This window comes from Arthrobacter sp. Soil764 (assembly GCF_001428075.1).
Classification (GTDB): Bacteria; Actinomycetota; Actinomycetes; order Actinomycetales; family Micrococcaceae; genus Arthrobacter.
The window spans coordinates 56677-75320 of record NZ_LMSI01000019.1 but is presented as its reverse complement, the minus strand read 5'-3'; the positions used below and the strand labels follow the sequence as shown (position 1 = coordinate 75320).

Sequence of the window (18644 nt, the reverse complement as noted above, 5' to 3'; positions counted from 1 at the left end):
GGGCCCCGTTTCGCTTGCTGCCAGGTCCCCCCTAGCAGCTGACGCTAAGGCAGCCTCCCCGCGGACGGTAGGGCCAACAGTCCCTGTCAGGCGCCGGGACCAACGGTTTTCTCTTCGGCCCGTGTGGCATCCCGGCCGGTGAAGTGGTCCATGGTCCGGTTGACTCCCAGCACGTCCATGAGCCCGTCAAAGACTTTGACCGGAAGAATCCGGAGGGCGGGCAACAGGTTCACAATAGGCGGCAGGACAAGCTTTCGGCGCCCGGCTTCGATGGCGTCAAGGGTCCTGGTTGCCACCTGCTCTTCCTGGAGGATGGGGAGGAGCAGGGGCCAGCGGGTCCGGACGCCGTCGAACATCCCGGTGTCGATGTAGTACGGGCAGACCACCAGCGTGTTGACACCGGTTCTTCCGGCGCGGAGCTCGGCACGGAGTGATTCGTTGAAGCCGAAAGCGGCAAACTTGCTGGCGGAATAGTCGGTCTGGCGGGCCACACCCACCAGGCCGGCAGCACTGGCAATGGTGACCACGGTTCCCCGACGGCGGTTTGCCATTCCACCGAGGAAGGCGCGGGTGACCCAGTACAGGGCCATGACATTGACGTTCATGGTCCGTTCGATGGCTTCATCCGTGGCTTCCAGGAGTGGCCGGCCGCTGACCACGCCGGCGTTGTTGACCAGGACATCCACCGGTCCGGCAACACCCGCGGCAGCCTTCACCGCCTCACGGTCCGTGACGTCAACAATGTGGGCTTCGGCAAAGCCGCCGGCGGCGCGGATCTCATCGCGCACTGCTGCGCCCCGTGCAGCATCCAGGTCCCAGATGACCACCCGGCTGCCGCGCCGGGCGGCTCCGAGCGCCAGGCGGCGGCCCAGCCCGCTGCCACCTCCGGTGATCAACAGTGTTGCGCCGGAAAGCGGGGTTCCTGTGGGCATATGGTTCTCCTGGGTTTTGACGGCGTGGAGCCCGGCGGCGCGGGCGCAACACGGAGCAGCCGCTGCACGGCAATGGTCTGCGGCTCGGTGTATTTGAGGATGCCTTCCCGGCCGTGGCGGCGGCCCGCGCCGGACTCCTTCATGCCCCCGATCGGTGCATCGTGGGACGCCCAGGTGGCTGCATAGCCTTCATTCACGTTGACTGTGCCCGTCAGGAGCCTGCGCGCCACGGTCTCACCCCGGCGGCCGGACCAGACGCTGGCGTTCAGCCCGAAGTCGGAATCGTTGGCCAGGGCTACGGCTTCGTCGTCGTCCGCTGTCCGGTAGACGGCCACGACGGGCCCGAAGGTCTCCTCCCGGGCCACGAGCATCTCCTCGGTGACTCCGGTGAGGACCGTTGGCTCGTAGAACAAGGGCCCCAGGTCCGGCCGCCGCCGGCCGCCGGTAACCAGTTGCGCGCCTTTGGCCAGCGCATCCTGGACATGGCGCTCCACCCGTTCGAGTTGTGCCGCGCTGATGAGGGACCCCATGCCGATGTCCCACTCCGGCCCTGGAGCCAAGCGGATGCCCTTTGCCCCGGCTGCGAAGGCGGCCAGGAAACTGTCGTGGACGTCCGTGTGCACGTAAATCCGTTCGATGCTGACGCACAGCTGTCCGGAGTTGGAAAAACAGGCGTGCACCGCGCCGGCGGCGGCCTTGCCAATATCCGCGTCAGCCAGGACCAGCATGGGGTTCTTGCCGCCGAGTTCGGCGGAAAAGCCGATCAGCCGCTCACCGCACTGCCGGGCCACCGTCTTGCCGGTCTTAGACGATCCGGTGAACATCAGGAAATCGACCCGCTCGATCAAAGCGGGCCCGATCGCAGTGCCCGGCCCCGTGACCACCTGGAACAGGTCTGCGGGAAGGCCCGCCTGCCGGAGCAGCCTGAGCATCAGCAGGGCGGTGAAGGGTGTCTGTGAATCCGGCTTCAGGACGATGCCGTTTCCGGCCAGCAGGGCAGGGATGGCATCCGAGACCGCAAGGGTCAGCGGGTAGTTCCAGGGACTGATGACGCCCACCACGCCCTTGGGAATGCGGTGCTCGGTGGTGCGGGTCAGGACCGGAGCGGCTCCTCTCCGGCGGCGCGGCCCAAGGAACCGTTCAGCGTTCCGCACATAGTAGTCCGCGGTCAGGACAACGTCCGCGAACTCCTCGAAGGCGCTCAGCCGGGACTTGCCGCTTTCTGCCTGCACCAGGTCCAGGATGTCCTGCTCCCGGTCCAGCACCAGCCCGCGGAAGCGCCGGACCACGGCACAGCGTTCAGCCACCGGAACATCAGCCCAGTGCCGCTGCGCCAGGCGGGCCGTACCGACGGCGGCATCAACGTCATGCGTGGTGCAGACAGGCACTTCACCAATCACTGTGCCGTCAAAGGGTGCGTGCGATGCCTGGGTCTGTCCGCCCGGGGCAGCTGTGACAAGTCCTTGAAGTCCCGCGGCAAGGTCCCGCCCACGTGCGCCCAACGTCCCTGTTGTTCCCCGGTGCAGTTGTTGCGCCATGTCACGCCCCCGCAGACGTTTGTCCGGCCAGTGTCCCCGGCCTGGGCCCCGATCCTGGGTTGAGGCGGGGTGCGAGCTGCTGCCGAAGCCAGGCCTTGACCAGCCGCTCCCAACGCTCTGGGTCCACGTTCCATTCCTTGGTGTGACGTGCGTGCCTGAACGTTTCGAACGTGACCATTTCCGGGTTCCGCTCGGCCAGGAGGGCGGAGGGCCCGTAGGGGACGTACTCGTCGTCAACGCTGTGGATGATCAGCGTGGGTGTCCGCAGTTCGACGGCCCTGGACACCCAGTCCATGACCTTCAGGTCCACCGGCGCCGAAAGGCCGGTCAGACGGCGGCCCAGCGGGTGACCCAGCATGAGCTGCCCGTAGCGGCCCACCAGCGACGGAATCCGGTTCAGCTGCGCATGGTGCGCCAGCACGGTGACCCAGTCGATCACCGGGGCGTCGAGCACCATGGCCCGTATCCGGTGCCGGTGGCGGGACAGGTCCGCGGTCTGCAGGCAAATGGCCCCGCCCATGGACCAGCCGAACAGGACGATTTCCTCGGCACCATTGGCCAGCGCATACTCAATGGCAGCTTCAATGTCCTGCCATTCCGTGGAGCCCAGGCCGTAGCGTCCGTCATCGGCCGAAGGCGCCAGTCCGTCATTGCGGTAGGACACCAGCAGGCTGGTCAGGCCCAGCTCCAGTGCCGGTCCCACCGCGCGCAGAGCCTCCTGCCGGCTGGCCCCGCGTCCGTGCACCATAATCGCCCAGGTGCGGGCCGTCCCCTTCGCCCGGACCAGCCAGGCCGGCGCTTCCCCGCGCTCCACCGGAATCGGCACGTCCTCGGCAGGAATTCCGACGGCGGCCGGGTCCGGGTAGATGGCACCGCTCCACCATCCCCAGCGGGCCGTGGACAAGTCACCGCTGTAGACGGCTTCCACCTCGCGCAGGACCGTCCGTTCGGCGGGCGAGTAGGAAATTATGCGGCCAATGCGCACGTGCCCCTTGCCGCCGTCGAAAAAGAACCCGTAGACCCCGTCCACCGTGGTGTCGTCGTCGGCAGCGAGGATCACCTGCTGCTTGTGCCCGTCCCGGATCACGGCCAGCAGTTCCTTGTCGGCAGTCCGTTGCCTTGCCGGCGTGATGACGCGGCGGGCAAAGTACAGCGCGAGCGCGGAAGAGCCTGCTCCCAGCAGGCTGGCTACGGATCCGCCGGCAATGGCGCCGCCGATGGCCCACTTTGCTCCGGGAGACATCCCGCCGGAATCCCGGATGGTTGCAGTCATTGCAGGGCGCGCTCGCCGGAAAGGTGCCATGGAACTATTCTTACCGGCGTTGCCGCCGATACCCGCATTCCCGGGCAGCACCGGCACGGCGCCACGCAGCCCACCGGGCCTGTTCCGGCACTTTCTTTTGCTGCCGTGCGGGCATCCGCGGGCGGCGCTAGGCTAAGGCCATGAGTGATCCCATCATCATCCTGACCGAAGAACCCCTGGGCGCGGACGACCGCGTGAACATTGAACGGCTGGTGGATGGGGCGGACAACCGGCTGCTGGTCCTGGTGCCGGCAAACACCGAGCGGCACCTGCTCGTGGACTTCCTGGAAAACCTCTCCATGCTTGACGTTGCCAAGGCGTTCCGGGAACTCGGAGCGCGCAACCCGGACCCCGCCACAGAGCGGGCGCACGCAGATGAAATCCTCAGCGCGTCGCTCGCAGCACTGGAGGGCCTGGGCTCGGGTGTGAGCGGCCAGGTGGTGGAGGGCAAGGCAGTGGAGGCCCTGGTGGCAAAGGTCCGGGAAACCGGAGCCTCCCAGGCCGTGGTGATCACCAGGCCGCATGCCGTGTCCGATACCTTCCACACGGACTGGGCCAACAAGGCGCAGGACCAACTCGGTGTCCCCGTGCTCCACCTGTACGCGGGCTCGGGATTTATCGGCGACTCCTGAGCGTTGGGAATGCTATGAGCATCTTTGGAAACAGCATTTTCGGAAACAAGGCGGCAGGCGTTGTTGGTGGGGCTCCGGCCCCCGGTACTCCGGAGACCGGCAAGCAGGACACCGGCAAGCAGGAAAACACCGTCACGAAAAGTGATGCCCAGTGGCGGGAAGAACTGACGCCGGAGGAGTACCACGTGCTGCGGCAGGCCGGGACCGAGCGCCCGTACACCGGCGAATACTGGGACACCCATACCGAAGGCGTGTACCAGTGCCGGGCCTGTGGCGCCGAACTCTTCACCAGCAACGAGAAGTTTGACTCGCACTGCGGGTGGCCTTCCTTCTGGGCTCCTTTGGCTGAGGGCAACGTGCGCTACATCCATGACAGGACCCTGGGCATGGACAGGATCGAGGTGCGCTGCGGTTCCTGCGACTCGCACCTTGGCCACGTCTTCGAGGGCGAGGGCTATGGAACGCCCACCGACCAGCGCTACTGCATCAACTCCGTGTCCCTCCGCCTGGTGGCAAAGGACGCTGGACCGGAAGGGACCCTGCAAAGCTAGGGCACCGGGAAGGGCGTCCCGGGGCCTATCCCACAGGGAAGGACCTGTCTCGATCCTGCCGGGAAAGCAGCAAGGCTAAGCTTTTCTTACGAAAGGGACGTTTTGGCATAAGTCCTGCTGGTTGCTTGTTACGCTCGCCAGAGAAGCAAGCAACCAGAAAGGCAGCCGACGATGACAGAGACCCTGACCACCGCCGTTACCGGGATTTCCGCACAGAACCAGGACTGGCTCCGGCTCAAGGCCGCCGCCACCGCACTGCAGGGGCTCCAGGTCCAGGACGGGTCTGTCCCCAATCCGGCGGACCACCCGGAGGCAGCCCGGCACGTGGAGGTCATCGTGGCCGCAGTCCAGGCCCTGGCCCCTGCTTTTCCGCACGACGCCGACTACCTGGGCGCCTGCTGCGCAGACTTTGAGGCGTGGGCTGCCGGCGGCTTCGGAGTCCCCGACTTCCTCTCCTCGCTCCTGGAGTTCCAGCCGCAGGAGCAGCGCCGCGACGGTCTGCAGCACCTGGTGGTGTTCCCCATGTACACCCAGAACGGCAGCAGCAACCGGCTGGTGGAGGCCGTGCTGGTCGAGGTCATCTGGCCCGAATTCATTGCCGGGCTGGAAGCCGGGGACTACTCGAATAAACTGTTCGTCCCCATCCGCTTCGTCGACTTCACCCCCGGCTACGACACCAACTCGGCCGTGCTCTTCCCCGAAACGGTGGCCGTCGGCCGCACGCCCACCTTCACCTGGGGCGCCATCTTTGCCGACCGGGAAGCCGCCCGGTTCCGCCGCGTCCTGAAGGCTGCCGCGGAGATCACGTCCCTGGAGTTGCCGGAGGGCGCCGCGGAACTGCTCGCGGACCAGGACCTCACCGAGGCCACGTTCGTGATGTGGGACCTGATCCACGACCGGACGCACATGCGCGGGGACCTGCCGTTCGATCCGTTCATGATCAAGCAGCGGATGCCCTACTTCCTGTACTCGCTCGAAGAGCTGCGCTGCGACCTCACCGCGTTCCGCGAATCGGTCCGGATCGAACAGGACGACGACGCCGACCCTGAAGCCCGGCGGCACGCGAAGCTCGTGCAGTACGCCATCATTTTCGACCGGATCTTCCGCTTCGCCATCACCGGCAGCCGGGTCCGCAATTACGATGGCCTGGGCGGCCAGCTGCTCTTTGCCTGGCTGCACCAGCAGCACGTGCTGCACTGGACGGATACCCGGCTTACCATCGACTGGGATGAGGTGGCGGACGCTGTGATCGCCCTGGGAGCCAGCATCGACGAACTGTACTGGCGCTCCATCGACCGCCCCAAGACCGCGCACTGGCTGGCGGCGTACCGGCTGGTCTCGGCCACTGTCACCCCCAACCCGGCCTCCGTGTGGGCCAAGGGCCCGGACGCACTGCCGTTGGCGGGAACGCCCCGCGGCCTCACGGACCAGGTGCTGGACGACGAATTCCCGCTGTCCATGTTCTACGAGGCTTTGGAGAAGAAGATGCGCCCCGTCATCGAGTCCACCGCCGGGATCACCGGCCGCTCGGCACTGTGAGCAGCTCCGGCCCCACAGAAGGCGCCCAGGGCGGCCAGAGCGTCAGTGCCCAGCCGCTCACCGTCCTGGTGGCCGGCGGCAGCGGCGCCTCCGGAATCGCCGTGGCGCGGGCACTGGCTGCGGCCGGCCACCGGGTGGCCACGGTGGGATCAGACCAGGCCCGGATCGGCGAGGCAGCGCGGAAAGCGGGCGACGGCGTCACGCCCTTCACGTGCGACCTCGCGGTTTTGGCGGACGTCCGGCAGCTGCGCGAGGACGTCACCGGCGTTTTGGGGGCGGTGGACGGCGTGATCCACCTGGTGGGCGGCTGGCGCGGGGCCAAGGGCATAGCGGACCAGTCCGACGACGACTGGGACTTCCTGGAGCGCGGTGCCATCACCACGCTGCGCAATGTCTCACGCGTCTTCTTTGACGACCTCGCCGCATCCGCCTCGGGGCGGTTTGCGATGGTCTCTTCCACCGCCCTGGACAACCCCACCGCAGCCGTGGCCAGCTACGCGGCAGCGAAGGCAGCCGCCGAAACCTGGACCGTGGCCATGGCCGATGGTTTCCGCCGGGCCTCCGGCGCCGGCGGAAACCCGGCCGCCGCCACCATCCTCGTGGTCAAGGCACTGGTGGACGATGAACTCCGCCTGGCCCACCCCGAACGGAAGTTCCCTGGGGCGACCGACGTGGCTGACCTTGCTGCCGCCGTCGTACGGCTTTTCGGCACTCCGTCCACCGAACTCAACGGTGCCCGCCTCAGGCTGGCCGACTGACGGCCCCGGCTGTCCCTAAACTGAAAGCGTGAGCAACCCTATGACGACAACAGCAGAAACCCGCACGGGGCTGCGGCTGCACGATCCCAACGTGCGCGGCTTTGCCTCCGACAACTACTCAGGCGTCCACCCCGAAGTCCTCGCGGCACTTGCCGCCGCCAATGACGGGCACCAGGTCTCGTACGGCGAAGACGACTACACGGCGCGGTTGCACGAACTGATGGTTGACCACTTCGGGCCCGGCATCGAATGCTTCCCGGTCTTCAACGGCACCGGCGCCAACGTCCTGTCACTGCAGTCCCTGCTTCCCCGCTGGGGTGCCGTGGTGTGCGCCTCCACCGCCCACATCAACATGGACGAGAACGGCGCCCCCGAACGCATCGGCGGACTCAAGCTCCTGCACGTCCCCACGCCGGACGGCAAGCTGACCCCCGACCTGATCGACCGGGAGGCCTGGGGCTGGGGCGACGAACACCGCGCCCAGCCGCTCGCCGTCTCCATCACCCAGACCACCGAACTGGGCACCTGCTACACCCCCGAAGAAGTGCGTGCCATTGCCGACCATGCGCACGCCAAAGGCATGAAGCTGCACATGGACGGGGCGCGGCTGGCCAACGCCGCCGCACACCTGGGCGTGCCCCTGCGGGCCTTCACCCGTGACGCCGGCGTGGACATCCTCTCCTTTGGCGGCACCAAGAACGGGCTGCTCTTCGGCGAAGTGGTGGTGGCCCTGAACCCCGAGGCAGCCCACGGCCTGGTCTACCTGCGCAAGATGGACATGCAGCTTGCCTCCAAGATGCGGTTCATGTCCGCCCAGTTCATCGCGCTGCTCGAAGGCGACCTGTGGCTGCGCTCCGCCGCGCATGCCAATGCCATGGCCGCCCGCCTCCGTGCCGCCGTCGACACCATTGACGGTGTCCGGCCCACCCAGAAGACTGAATCCAACGGCGTCTTCGCCGTCCTTCCCCCCGGCACAGCGGACAGGCTGCGACAGTCCTTCCGGTTCTACGACTGGGATGAGGCGGCAGGGGAAGTCCGGTGGATGTGTTCCTTTGACACCACAGAGGAGGACGTCGATACCTTTGCTGCCGCGATCCGCCATGAACTTCGGGAGTACCGGGCCGGCCAGGCCGGGTGAATGTCCGCTGGCGGCGAGCCTTCCCGCCCCGGCCCGTCCCGCCCCGTAATCTGCCAAGGTGAACGCACTTGACCAGGTTCCCCCGGATTTTCTCCACGCCTTGGGAACCCTCAGGAAAGCCCGGTGCCGGAAGGAACTGCGCCTCGCGGAGATCCCTGCCCCCGCGCGGCTGGCACCCTTCGCCGTGGCACTGGGCGCAGAAGTGATGGCGCCCGGCGCCGGCTCCCCCGCCACGCCCGTCCACGGACCCGCGGCCATGGCCCTTGCCGCCGCTTCCGCTTCGGAGCCGGCGGACGAGGACGAAACGGAGCTCGCCACCGGACGCTTCATCCTGCTGCATGATCCGGACGGCTCGGCAGTCTGGGACGGCGAGTTCCGGATCGTCACCTACATCCGTGCCGAACTGGAACCGGAAATGGGCAACGACCAGATGCTGGGAACCGTGGCGTGGACCTGGCTGGTGGAGGCACTGGAGAACCACAATGCGGCATACCGGGCCGCGGGCGGCACCGCCACCCGCGTCCTGTCCGAAAGCTTCGGGACCCTGGCCGGGCGGCCCGGGTCCATAGACATCGAACTCCGGGCCTCCTGGACCCCCGCTTCCGCCGACGTCCAGGCCCACCTCGAGGCCTGGTCCGACATGGTGTGCACGTTCGCCGGGCTCCCGCCACTGCCCGACGGCGTCACCGCACTCCCGCCCCGGCGGCGAAGCCAGCAGAACGGTTATGGGGCAGCCCGGTAAACTGGGGGCATCATGACCCCAAACATTCCGGAAAACACCACAGCCGGCGTCCCGGCTGCTGCTGCCGCACCCCACATCACGGTGGAGGGCTTTGACAGCCCCATCCCCGAAATCATCGACCTCGACTCGCCCCGGGAGGGCGTTCCGCTGGTCATCGAGACGCAGTCCGGCCTGGAGCGCTGTGCCGCTGCCATTGCCGCCGGCACCGGGCCCGCCGGCGTGGACGCCGAGCGTGCCTCCGGCTTCCGTTACGGGCAGCGCGCCTTCCTGGTCCAGATCCGCCGCGAGGGCGCCGGGACCTGGTTGATCGATCCCGAGCCGTTCGGGAACCTGGACATCATCAACGACGCCCTCCGCGGCGTCGAATGGATCCTCCACGCCGCCACCCAGGACCTGCCCTGCCTCTCCGAACTCGGAATGTGGCCGGACAAGCTGTTCGACACAGAACTCGCCGCGCGCCTGGCCGGGCTGCCCCGCGTGGGCCTGGCCGCCGTCATCGAGCAGCTGCTGGGATTCGGCCTTGCCAAGGAACACTCCGCGGCCGACTGGTCCACCCGCCCCCTGCCGGAGCCCTGGCTGCGCTACGCCGCACTGGACGTCGAAGTCCTCACGGAGCTGCGCGAGGAACTCATCGAACTGCTCCAAGCGGACGGAAAACTGGAATACGCCCAGCAGGAGTTCGCGGCCATCCTCCAAGCGGGCATCGCTCCCCCGCGCGTTGACCCATGGCGGAAGACCTCCGGCCTGCACCAGATCCGGGACCGCCGCCAGCTTGCCGCCGTCCGCGAGCTGTGGCTGGAACGCGACTCCCTGGCGCAGAAACGCGACGTGGCACCCGGGCGGCTCCTCCCGGACTCAGCCCTCGTAGCCGCGGCAAAGGCCATGCCCGCCACCGTCCCCCAGCTGCTCAGCACCAAGGGCTTCCACGGCCGGGCCGCGCAGCGCGAAGCTCCCCGCTGGCTGCGCTGCATTGCCGCGGCCAGGGACCTGGCGGAACTGCCGCCCCTGCACCTGGCCACCAATGCCCCGCCGCCGCCGCGGGTCTGGGCAGACCGCGATCCCGAAGCCGCCGCCCGCCTGGCCACGGCCCGCCCCCTGCTCCAGGAGAAGGCCGGGGAGTTGAACCTCCCGCTGGAAAACCTCCTGACGCCCGACTACCTACGGCGTGTGGCGTGGCGGCCGCCGGCTGACGTCACTGAAGACTCGATTTCCGCCGAACTGCGGGCGCTCGGTGCCCGCCCATGGCAGGTGGAACTCACGGCCCCACTGATCACCGCCGCTTTCCTGAACCCGCAGCCGCTTCCGCCCAAGGAACCCAAACAGGTTGCTGCCGCTGGCGGCCAGTAACCCTTTCACGTCAGCCCTTGCAGGCTAAGTTACTCACGAGTAACATCGGTGTGACCGACGCCAGTTAGTGCCGCACTCCGGCATGCACCCGGCGCGCTACGTCTCGATGAGGAGTTACACGTGAGCCAGCACGGAAGCGGCGCATCACCGCGCACTGTCCGCGACGTCGTCTTTGTGGACGGCATCCGCACACCCTTCGGCAGGGCCGGCGAGAAAGGAATCTACGCCGGGACCCGGGCCGACGACCTGATCGTGAAATGCATCCGCGGCCTGCTTCGCCGCAATCCGTCCCTGCCGTCGGAGCGGATCGACGAGGTAGCCATCGCCGCCACCACCCAGACCGGCGACCAGGGCCTTACCCTCGGCCGGACCGCGGCCCTGCTGGCCGGCCTCCCCCGGACGGTCCCCGGCTTCGCCATCGACCGCATGTGCGCCGGTGCCATGACCGCCGTCACGACGACGGCGGGCGGCATCGGCTTTGGCGCCTACGACGTGGTGGTTGCCGGCGGCGTGGAGCACATGGGCCACCACCCCATGGGATCCGGCGCTGACCCGAACCCGCGCTTCATGTCCGAACGCCTGGTGGACCCGGCAGCTTTGAATATGGGAAACACGGCCGAGAACCTGCACGACCGCTTCCCCGCCATCACGAAAGAGCGCACCGACGCCTACGCGGTCGCCTCGCAGGACAAGCTGGCCGCCGCCTACCGGGACGGAAAGATCCAGCCCGACATGGTTCCCGTAGCCGCCCGCAAGCCCGGTGAGGGCTGGACGGTCCACAGCAAGGACGAACCACCGCGCCCGGGGACCAGCATGGCTGACCTCGCCGGCCTGCGCACGCCGTTCCGGGCCCATGGCCGGGTCACTGCCGGAAACGCCGCCGGCCTGAACGATGGCGCAACCGCCGCAGTCCTTGCGTCCTCCGACGCCGCGGCGGAGCTCGGTCTTCCCGTGAAGATGCGGCTGGTCAGCTACGCGTACGCCGGGGTGGAGCCGGAGGTCATGGGCATCGGCCCCGTCCCCGCGACCGAAAAAGCGCTGAAGAACGCCGGGCTCACCATCGACGACATCGGCCTGTTCGAAATCAATGAAGCGTTCGCCGTGCAGGTCCTGAGCTTCCTTGACCACTACGGCATCGCCGACGACGACCCCCGGGTCAACCGGTACGGCGGCGCCATCGCGGTGGGACACCCCCTTGCCTCCTCCGGCGTCCGGCTGATGATCCAGCTCGCCCGCCAGTTCGAAGAGGACCCCTCGGTGCGGTACGGAATCACCACCATGTGCGTAGGCCTTGGCATGGGCGGCACCGTTATCTGGGAGAATCCGCACCACCCCGACTACAGTGGAACCCCTTCCGGGGAGTCCGCCGCTACCGTTTCCGAAGGAGCCATGGCATGAGCGCCGCAGATTTCCGCAAGTTGGCGGACCTTTTCCCCAACGAAACCGTGACCCACTCCTACGTGCAGGACATCGCCCTGCCGGGCACGGTGGGCCGGCCAGGTCCGGGTACCTTCGCCCTGGTCACCCTGGACAACGACCTCGACCACACCAAGCCGACCACCCTGGGCCCCAACACCCTGGTGGAACTCGGCACGGTCCTGGAAGGCCTGCGCGGGCGGGCCGCCCGGGGCGAGATCGTGGGCGTGGGCGTGACCGGCAAGCCGCACTACCTGGTGGCGGGCGCCGATCTTTCCGCCGTGAAGTCACTGGAACAGCGTGAGCACGGGCTGTGGATGGCGCAGCTGGGCCACGACGTCTACGCAACGCTGGCAAACCTTGGCGTCCCCAGCTTCGCCTTCATCAACGGCGCAGCCCTGGGCGGCGGGCTGGAAATCGCCCTGCAGTCCACGTACCGCACCGTATCCACGGGCGCCGGGGCCCTGGCACTGCCGGAAGCGTTCCTCGGTTTGGTGCCCGGCTGGGGCGGCGTCTACATCCTCCCCCGCCTGGTGGGCCCGGAGAATGCCGTCAAGGTCATGATCGAGAACCCGCTGAGCAACAACCGGACACTGTCCGGTGCGGAGGCTTTCAAGCTGGGCATCGCCGACGCCCTCTTCGAGCCTGCCGACTTCCTGGAGCAGTCGCTTGCCTGGGCCGCCGGTGTCATCTCCGGTGACGTGGTCCCGGAGCGGGCCAACGCCGTCGACCCCTCCTCCCCTGAGGCGGCAACCCGGTGGGCCGCTGCGGTGGAGGCTGGACGGGCGTTCGTAGAGGCCAAGACCTCCAACGCCTCCCCCGCACCCGCCAAGGTCCTGGATATCCTCGAAGTGAACCGCACCATGACGGCAGCGGAATCCGCCGCGCTGGAATGCGAAACTCTGGCTGAGCTGATGCAGACCGACGAGTTCCGCTCCACCGTCTACGCCTTCCTGGACCTGGTGCAGAAGCGTGCCAAGCGCCCGGCGGGTGCCCCTGACCGCAAGCTGGCCCGCCCCGTCACCAAAGTGGGCGTGGTGGGCGCCGGACTGATGGCCGGCCAGCTGGCCCTGCTCTTCGCCCGCCAGCTGAAGGTGCCCGTGGTCCTGACCGACATCGACCAGGCCCGTGTGGACAAGGGCGTGGCCTACGTCCACGCCGAGGTGGACAAGCTGCTGGCGAAAAAGCGCCTCAGCCAGGACGCGGCCAACCGTACCAAGGCCCTGGTGACGGGTTCGGTGTCCAAGGATGTCTTCGCCGACGCCGACTTCGTGATTGAGGCGGTCTTTGAGGAACTGCACATCAAGAAGCAGGTCTTCGCCGAGCTGGAAGGCATTGTGGGTACGGAGTGCATCCTGGCCACCAACACGTCCTCGCTCTCCGTGACGGAAATGGCCGCCGACCTGCAGCACCCCGAACGCTTGGTGGGTTTCCACTTCTTCAACCCCGTGGCCGTGATGCCGCTGCTGGAGATCGTCCGGGCCCCGCGGACCGACGACGCCGTGCTGGCCACCGCGTTCGAACTGGCCAAGTCCCTGAAGAAAACCGGGGTGCTGGTCAAGGATGCCGCCGCGTTCGTGGTCAACCGCATCCTGCTCCGGCTCATGGGGGAAGTCACGGCCGCCTTTGATGAGGGCACGCCGGCAGAGGTAGCGGACAATGCGCTCCGGCCCATGGGGCTCCCCATGACGCCGTTCACGCTGCTGGCCATGGTGGGCCTGCCCGTGGCACAGCATGTCCAGGAATCGCTGCACGCCGCGTTCGGCGACCGTTTCCCGGTCTCCACCAACCTCAAAAAGCTCATCGACAACAACGTCAAGGCACTGTGGGAGACTTCCCCGGATGGTACCCGGGCCATCCCCGCCTCCACGCTGGAAATGCTCTCCTTTGGCTCCAGCCCGTCCACCGGCGGGCAGGTGCTGCGCCGCGTCCAGGATGCCTTGGCTGAGGAAATCGGCCACATGCTGGACGAGGACGTCGTGGCCGGTCCGGCGGACATCGACCTCTGCATGATCCTTGGCGCCGGCTGGCCGATGTTCCTGGGCGGCATCATCCCCTACCTGGACCGGGTGGGGGCCTCCGAGCGGGTGAACGGCAAGCGCTTCCTGGCGCCGGGCGTCGCGTCCCCCGCCGCAGGCTAGGCGGATTTGCGCGCCGCCCGCCCACTGGCGGGCGGCGCACTGCCGGCCGCCGTCATGCCGGCGGTCAGGCCGTTGCCAACCGGCCGCCGTCGAGCGTCAGGATGCGGTGCGCCACCGTGCGTGCGTAGCCCAGGTCATGGGTGACCAGCACGACGGCGGCGCCCTCCGCTGCGGCCGAGCCGACGGCGGCGTCCAGCAGGGCCAGTCCGTCGCCGTCCAGTGCCACGGTGGGCTCGTCCAGTGCCAGGACGGCGGGCCTGCGCGCCAGGACGGTGGCCAGCGCCAGGAGGCGCTGGGCTGAGGCCGGCAGCTCGGCGGGGTGCCCGTGGGCGGCCTTCGCCAGGCCGACTGCCTGAAGGGCTGCAACGGCCCGTTCTGCCGCCATGTCCGGACCCACCAGGCGGTCCAGCCCGAAGCTGACCTCCCGCAGTACGGTGCGTTCAAACAACTGGTCGCGCGGCTGCTGGAACAGGAGGCCCACGGCGGCCGCGGTGCGTCCAACGGGCGCGCCGGAAATGTCATTGCCGCTGACCAGGACAGTTCCCGCGGTGGGTTTCAGCAGGCCGTTGAAGTGGCGCAGGAGCGTGGATTTTCCGGCGCCGTTGGGCCCGGTGACCGCCACGATTTCCCCGGATTGGACCGTTAGGTGGACGTCCTGCAGCACGGGTGTACCGGGGGTCGAGTCCCCGGTCCGTACCGCCTTGACCCATCGTTTGCGGCGTCTTTCACCGTGGGTTTGTGGGGCCGGGTACGCAAAGGACACACCGCGGAGCTGCAGTGCCGCCGGTCCGGCCTGCGGCCCTGGAGGCGGCTTTGGCGGCGCCGCAGCGTTCCGTTCGGCTGGACGCCGGATTGCCCTGGGCAGCATGCCTGCGCCATTGCTGCCTTCGGCATGTCCGGCCCCCATGCCGGCAGGAGGCCCGCACGCGGTGACTGTGCCACCCGACAGCACCACCCAGGTGTCGGCGTCCAGCAGCAGCGGGTCCACCATCTGGCTGAGGATGACGACGGCGGTACCCCGCTTCAGCAGGTCCCGGACCAGGGTGGCAAGATCGTCCGCGCCTGCCGTGTCCAGGGAGGCGAAGGGCTCGTCCATGACCAGCACGGGCGGTCCGGCGATGATGGTGCAGCCGATGGCGAGGCGGCGCAGCTGCCCGCCGGAGAGCCGGGCGGGGTCCTGGTCCAGCTGGTTCCGAAGTCCCAGCAGCCCGGCTGTGCGCTCCACAGCCACCTGCATGTCAGCGCGCTCCGTGCCGGCGTTTTCCAGCCCGAACGCGAGTTCCTCGGCCACTGTGGCCCGCACGGTGGACAGGACGGAACCCGGGTCCTGCGGGACAAACCCCACGTGCCGGCCCCACTGGGCGGCATCGATCCGGGGGTCCCCCGGGCCGCCGTCGAACTCCAGCCGCGTGCCGGACAACTCAAGGAACCCTGCCAGTAGGCCGTGGCCGCCCGGAGGCAGCCAGCCGGCCAGCAGCCGGCCCAGGGTGGACTTGCCGCTGCCGGAGGCACCAAGAATGGCCGTGAAGGAGCCGGGCGCAAAAGACACGGTCACATCCTGCAGGGCCGGGGTCTGGCCGTCGTGGAACGTGAACTGCCGGATCCCGGCTGCCAGGACCGGTTTGCCTGGCACGCCGGCATTGCTGTCTTTGCCGGCATTACTTGCTTTGCCGGCATTGCCTGGGCTGCTGGTCACCACGGGCTCAGCCACCTGCGCCCGCCTGGGCCACCCGGAGAACCACTGCCGCCAGGGCCGCCAGCACCAGGACTGTCCGGGCTGCCCGCTGCAGGCCCGAATCAGCCACCTCGCGGTAGCTGGTCCGCGGCCCGGTATTGCTGAGTCCCCTGGCCTCGAGAGCGGCGGCGCGGGTACCGGCATCCTCGATCAGGGAGAGGACCAGCGGAACGGCCTGCAGCCGGAAGGCGCGCGCCCTGGACACCAGGCTGCCGGAGACCACCAGGCCCCGTGATTCCTGGGCCTGTCTGATCCGCTGCGCCCGGGCCGCGATGGCAGGCAGCAGGGTCAGGGTGGAGGCCAGGACGAAGGCGAACCGGCCCTGTACCCCGCGGGCGGACAAGGCCGCCACGAGGTCGGGGACGCGGACGCTGAAGGAAAACAGGAGCAGCACCAGGACCACGGCGGCCAGCTGCAGGATCCGCTGCCCGGCGAACTCCAGGCCTTCCTGGGTGATCCGGGCAGGTCCCCACGCTGCCAGGACAGTCCGTCCCTCGGGGAAGAACAGCCCGTGCAGCCACAACAGTGACAGGCCAAGCGGAACCAGGACTGCAGCACCAGCCGGGAGCACCCGGCGGGCGGTGCCGCCCGCCACGGACAGGCCAAGGCACGCGGCAACCACGGCGAGGGACAGCGGCCAGCTGCCGGCCGCCGTCGTAATGACCGCCGTGGCCGCCGCAGCGGTCAGCGACGTCAGCGGGTTAAGCCGTTCCCGCCTGGCCGGCGCTGCCGTCCTGCCTGCCGATGATGCCGTCACAGGGGTAGGGTCATCCCTTCCGTGTGGAATCCTGGGCGGGTCCCTCTGCCGGCCCCTGGACCGGATCCTGGGCGGGTCCCTGCGCGCGGGCGTCAGCCGCAGGCGTAGTGCCGGCCAGCACGCGGTGGCGCCTGATGAAGGGGAACTGCTGGCGGGCCCGGCGGGGCAGGGCATAGACCAGGATGGCCACGATGGTGAACACGATGGCCTTGTCCATGGGGTCGGAGATCAGCGCCTGCTTGGTGATGGCGGCCAGGAGGGTATCGCCCATGGCCCGGAAAGCACTCACGATCGCCCCTGTGGCCACGCCCGAGGTTCCGCCGAAGACGAACGCGGCCACCGGGGCGGAGACCACACCGGCGATGATCCCCGTGGCGAAGCCGGCCACGGGAGCCAGGTAGAAGCGGCGGAAGAGGCCGTAGCGTGCTGCCAGCCCGGCCAGGCACCCGATGAGCGCGGCGCCTGCGGCGAACGGAAGCACGGTGGGGTTGAAGAAGGACCAGACGATGCTGCTGAGTGCGCCCGTGGCGGCGCCGGCAGCCGGGCCGGCCAGGACGGCAATCAGCACCGTGCCGATGGCGTCGAGGTAGAAGGGAACCAGGGTGCTGCCAACGAACTGGCCGAGGACGATGTTCAGGACCAGGGCCACCGGGATCAGCACCAAGGTGGATGCCGGCAGCGTGGGCAGGACGGCGACGATCAGCAGGACCGCGCCTGCCAGGAAGCCGGTGAGGGCGATCAGGGCCGATGCGCTGCCCGGACCTCCGGTGATGTCTGCGGGCTGGTTGAGCACCAGGTAGACATAGGTGGCCGCGATGGCCAGGGCGCCGAGGATCTCCAGGAGCCGGCGGCGGGCCGCGGGGCGTTCCTGGGACGGGAGCGTCAAAGAGGGCGATGACATGGGGAAAGTTCCTTTGGGTGCAGGCAGTGGCCCGGCAGTGCCGGGACGAGCGTGTGGCTGCCTATGTCACCTCGGCAGCAGCCGGCGGCAACTGCGCCGGGCCGGTCCGTGCCCCATTCTACCGGGCATCCCGGACGTCGTCCCGTGCGGAATGCACTGGTCGCACGGCGCCCCGCGCCTGCCGTTTCATCCCACCCGGCCGGCCAGGCTTCCGACGGCGGACACCAGCTCGCGGAACGCCTGATCCGGGTTGTTGCCGGACACGATCCGGGCGTTGGGAGGTGTGCCCCAGAGCCCGCGGAAGTCGGCAACGGTGGTGCCGGCCAGGAGCGGCGACTCTGTTTCGACGTCCACGGTGGCGGGGCGGGCCGTATACTCGAGCGTGCCTGCCGCCACTCCTGCGGCGAAAAAGTCGTGGACGTGGGCCAGGTAGCCCTGGTCGTAGAGCCGGTGGAATTCGAAGTAGAAGCGCAGGGCATCCGAAAGGTGCCTGATGAGGGTGTTGTCGGAGCTGCTCCGCTGGCCTTCCGGCTGTTCGGGGAGCACCAGTTCGGGAACGGCGGCACCGGCAGCGCGGGCCAGCGCCGTGACGTGGGCTGGGCGGAGCTCCATGCGTTCGGTGGTGTCCAGCGAGCAGACGATGGGCAGTTTCTCCAGCGGCTTTCCCTGGTACGCGGCGTAGACCTCCTTGGCGGCGTGCGGGTCCACGTGCGTGTTCCATTCGGCGGTGGGGGTGGTGTTGCCCTGGTGGTAGAAGGCGCCGCCCATGATCACCACCTTTGCCAGGAGGTCGGGAAGTTGCGGTTCCCTGCGCAGCGCCAGGGCGAAGTTGGTCAGCGGGGCGGTGATGAGCGCGGTGAGCTCCCCCGGCCTGGCCCTGGCGTGTTCGATCCACAGGTCCACGGCATCCCGTTCGCTGATCCGGCCGGCGGGCTGCGGCAGGACGGCGTAGCCGATTCCTTGTGGTCCGTGGGTCTCCGGGGTGGTCTGCAGCGGGATGGACAGGGGCTTGCGGGCCCCCACGGCCACCTGGACCCCGGGCCGGCCGCACAGTTCCAGCAACGCCAGGGTGTTGCGGGCCACCTGGTCCGCGTCCACGTTGCCGGGGGTGGCAGTGACTGCCACGAATTCCGTGTCCGGGAGGGCCGCCAGGTAGGCCAGGGCCAGGGCGTCGTCGATTCCGGTATCAACGTCCAGGAGGTAGGCGGGCACGG

16 protein-coding genes are annotated in these 18644 nt (G+C 68.5%); 9 read left to right on the top strand and 7 right to left on the bottom strand.

The window, feature by feature from the left end:
* Positions 1-86: 86 nt before the first annotated feature.
* Genes ASG86_RS10030 through ASG86_RS10020 form a run of 3 tightly spaced genes read right to left on the bottom strand, consistent with a single transcriptional unit; the run spans position 87 to position 3743 of the window.
* A complete protein-coding gene (locus ASG86_RS10030; protein ID WP_056333355.1) occupies positions 87-932 on the bottom strand; it encodes an SDR family oxidoreductase in 846 nt (281 codons plus the stop codon).
* Entirely contained in the window at positions 893-2470 is a 1578-nt protein-coding gene (locus ASG86_RS10025) for a succinic semialdehyde dehydrogenase (RefSeq protein ID WP_056333352.1), read from the bottom strand. The genes ASG86_RS10030 and ASG86_RS10025 overlap by 40 nt, the downstream gene beginning before the upstream one ends.
* A gap of 1 nt (position 2471) precedes the next feature.
* Entirely contained in the window at positions 2472-3743 is a 1272-nt protein-coding gene (locus tag ASG86_RS10020; protein WP_056333350.1) for an alpha/beta hydrolase family protein, read from the bottom strand.
* A 170-nt stretch (positions 3744-3913) separates the two neighbouring features.
* Here ASG86_RS10020 and ASG86_RS10015 point away from each other — a divergent pair, with 170 nt between their 5' ends.
* The 9 genes from ASG86_RS10015 to ASG86_RS09975 all read left to right on the top strand — a co-directional run bounded on the left by ASG86_RS10015 (position 3914) and on the right by ASG86_RS09975 (position 14037).
* A complete protein-coding gene (locus tag ASG86_RS10015) occupies positions 3914-4405 on the top strand; it encodes a hypothetical protein (protein WP_056333347.1) in 492 nt (163 codons plus the stop codon).
* 14 nt (positions 4406-4419) lie between these two features.
* Positions 4420-4956, top strand: a complete 537-nt coding sequence (gene msrB / locus ASG86_RS10010; protein ID WP_056333343.1) for a peptide-methionine (R)-S-oxide reductase MsrB — start codon at positions 4420-4422, stop codon at positions 4954-4956.
* 171 nt (positions 4957-5127) lie between these two features.
* Positions 5128-6495: a DUF6421 family protein gene (locus ASG86_RS10005; protein WP_056333340.1), complete on the top strand. Its 1368-nt coding sequence runs from the start codon at positions 5128-5130 to the stop codon at positions 6493-6495.
* Positions 6492-7253: an SDR family NAD(P)-dependent oxidoreductase gene (locus tag ASG86_RS10000; protein ID WP_056333337.1), complete on the top strand. Its 762-nt coding sequence runs from the start codon at positions 6492-6494 to the stop codon at positions 7251-7253. The genes ASG86_RS10005 and ASG86_RS10000 overlap by 4 nt, the downstream gene beginning before the upstream one ends.
* Before the next feature lie 40 nt (positions 7254-7293).
* A complete protein-coding gene (locus ASG86_RS09995; RefSeq protein ID WP_056333334.1) occupies positions 7294-8391 on the top strand; it encodes a threonine aldolase family protein in 1098 nt (365 codons plus the stop codon).
* 58 nt (positions 8392-8449) lie between these two features.
* Entirely contained in the window at positions 8450-9133 is a 684-nt protein-coding gene (locus ASG86_RS09990; protein WP_056333331.1) for a DUF3000 domain-containing protein, read from the top strand.
* Positions 9134-9145: 12 nt separating this feature from the next.
* A complete protein-coding gene (locus tag ASG86_RS09985) occupies positions 9146-10480 on the top strand; it encodes an HRDC domain-containing protein (protein WP_056333328.1) in 1335 nt (444 codons plus the stop codon).
* Positions 10481-10600: 120 nt separating this feature from the next.
* Positions 10601-11878: a thiolase family protein gene (locus ASG86_RS09980; protein WP_056333325.1), complete on the top strand. Its 1278-nt coding sequence runs from the start codon at positions 10601-10603 to the stop codon at positions 11876-11878.
* On the top strand, positions 11875-14037 hold the full coding sequence (locus tag ASG86_RS09975; protein ID WP_056333321.1) for a 3-hydroxyacyl-CoA dehydrogenase NAD-binding domain-containing protein: 2163 nt from the start codon (positions 11875-11877) through the stop codon (positions 14035-14037). Before ASG86_RS09980 ends, ASG86_RS09975 begins: the two co-directional genes overlap by 4 nt.
* A 64-nt stretch (positions 14038-14101) precedes the next feature.
* Here ASG86_RS09975 and ASG86_RS09970 read toward each other — a convergent pair whose 3' ends face one another.
* The 4 genes from ASG86_RS09970 to ASG86_RS09955 all read right to left on the bottom strand — a co-directional run bounded on the left by ASG86_RS09970 (position 14102) and on the right by ASG86_RS09955 (position 18642).
* Positions 14102-15670: an ABC transporter ATP-binding protein gene (locus ASG86_RS09970; RefSeq protein ID WP_056333978.1), complete on the bottom strand. Its 1569-nt coding sequence runs from the start codon at positions 15668-15670 to the stop codon at positions 14102-14104.
* Between the two features lie 70 nt (positions 15671-15740).
* Complete coding sequence (locus ASG86_RS09965; protein WP_056333318.1) at positions 15741-16529, bottom strand: energy-coupling factor transporter transmembrane component T family protein; 789 nt, start codon at positions 16527-16529, stop codon at positions 15741-15743.
* 10 nt (positions 16530-16539) lie between these two features.
* On the bottom strand, positions 16540-17430 hold the full coding sequence (locus ASG86_RS09960) for a hypothetical protein (protein ID WP_056333315.1): 891 nt from the start codon (positions 17428-17430) through the stop codon (positions 16540-16542).
* Positions 17431-17616: 186 nt separating this feature from the next.
* The gene (locus ASG86_RS09955) at positions 17617-18642 is read right to left on the bottom strand and encodes a nucleoside hydrolase (protein ID WP_056333312.1); all 1026 of its coding nucleotides are present in this window, start codon (positions 18640-18642) and stop codon (positions 17617-17619) included.
* Positions 18643-18644: the final 2 nt, after the last annotated feature.